This window comes from Shewanella sp. SR43-8, assembly GCF_014163775.1.
GTDB lineage: Bacteria > Pseudomonadota > Gammaproteobacteria > Enterobacterales > Shewanellaceae > Shewanella > Shewanella vesiculosa.
Genome location: NZ_JACJDX010000031.1, coordinates 1 through 1,478, shown reverse-complemented (window position 1 = coordinate 1,478; position 1,478 = coordinate 1). Strand labels below are relative to the sequence as shown.

General features: G+C 41.3%; 1 protein-coding gene. It reads left to right on the top strand.

Annotation, left to right across the window (positions count from 1 at the left end):
• Positions 1–954: 954 nt before the first annotated feature.
• Positions 955–1,478: cation diffusion facilitator family transporter (locus H5114_RS20210; RefSeq protein WP_182723883.1), on the top strand; the 524-nt coding region annotated here is incomplete at its 3' end.

Sequence of the window (1,478 nt, the reverse complement as noted above, 5' to 3'; positions counted from 1 at the left end):
AACACAGTATCGCCGATGGTAGTGTGGGGTCTCCCCATGCGAGAGTAGGTCATTTCCAGGCGCCAAATAAAACAGCAAGGCCACCTTAATAGGGTGGCCTTTTTGTTTTGTGCCTTAAACCTAAGTAATTAGTCAGTGTGGCCAGTATGCCCATGCGAGGGTAGGTCATTTCTAGGCGCTAAATACTACAGCAAGGCCACTCTACTAGAGTGGCCTTTTTGTTTTGTGCCTTAAATCTAAGCAATTAGTCAGTGTGGATGATGTGCCCATGCAAGAGTCGGTCATTTCCAGGCGCCTAATTGACTTGAAAGAGTCGTGAAACAGCCCGCGATTATGTAGCGGGCTTTTTTACGTCTGCAATTTGTGGCTGAAAGCTGTTCTTGGACCCAAACCATTGACCCGTGTGGATGATATGCCCATGCGAGAGTAAGGCGCCTAATAAAACAGCAAGGCCACTCTACTCGAGTGGCCTTTTTGTTTTGTGCCTTAAACCTAAGCAATTAGTCAGTGTGGCCAGTATGCCCATGCGAGAGTCGGTCATCTCCAGGCGCCTAATTGACATGAAAGAGTTGTGAAACAGCCCGCTATTATGTAGCGGTTTTTTTTACGTCTGTAATTTGAGATTTAAAGCCGTTCTTGGACCTAAACCATTGACCCGTGTGGATGATATTCCCATGCGAGAATAGGTCATTTCTAGGCGACTTAATAACTTAAATGAGTGCCAGACAGATCGCCATTATATCGCTAATGCTTTTGTGTCTATTATTTGATATGTTAAAAAGCGTGAGATCAGCATTAGGTCGATATGTTCCTCATTAATTGATTCATGTATCAATAGAAACAATTACTGTTGTTGTTTATGCAAATGGGATACGACTTAATATGCTTTTGACTTGATATTTAATCGATAATACATAGATAATGTCACTCTAATTTGCTCATCTAAGTGCCTCAATGACGTCTCAATCTCATCCAGTAAAACAATGGCAACACCATCATCAATTCAGTCATCAGAACTCTGATGGTGAGCGGAATACCCTTTACGTACTTATTTTAACCATTATTACTATGTTAGCTGAGATTATTGCCGGCTCCATTTATGGTTCAATGGCATTATTGGCTGATGGTTGGCATATGGGTACACATGCTGCAGCATTTATGATTACTTTATTTGCCTATCGATATTCCCGCAAAAATGCTGATAACCCCCAGTTTTCTTTCGGTACCGGTAAAGTTAGTGTTCTGGGGGGCTTCACCAGTGCCATCGCTTTAGGTATGGTTGCATTGATAATGTTAGTTGAATCATTAGTTAGAATTATCAATCCAGAACAAATCTATTTTAACCAAGCTATCTTTGTTGCTTTTATCGGTCTTACAGTCAATATTGTTAGTGTATTTTTAGTGAAAGATCATCATAGTATTGATCATCATCACGCTGAGCATGAGCATGAGCATGAGCATGAGCATGAGCATGAGCA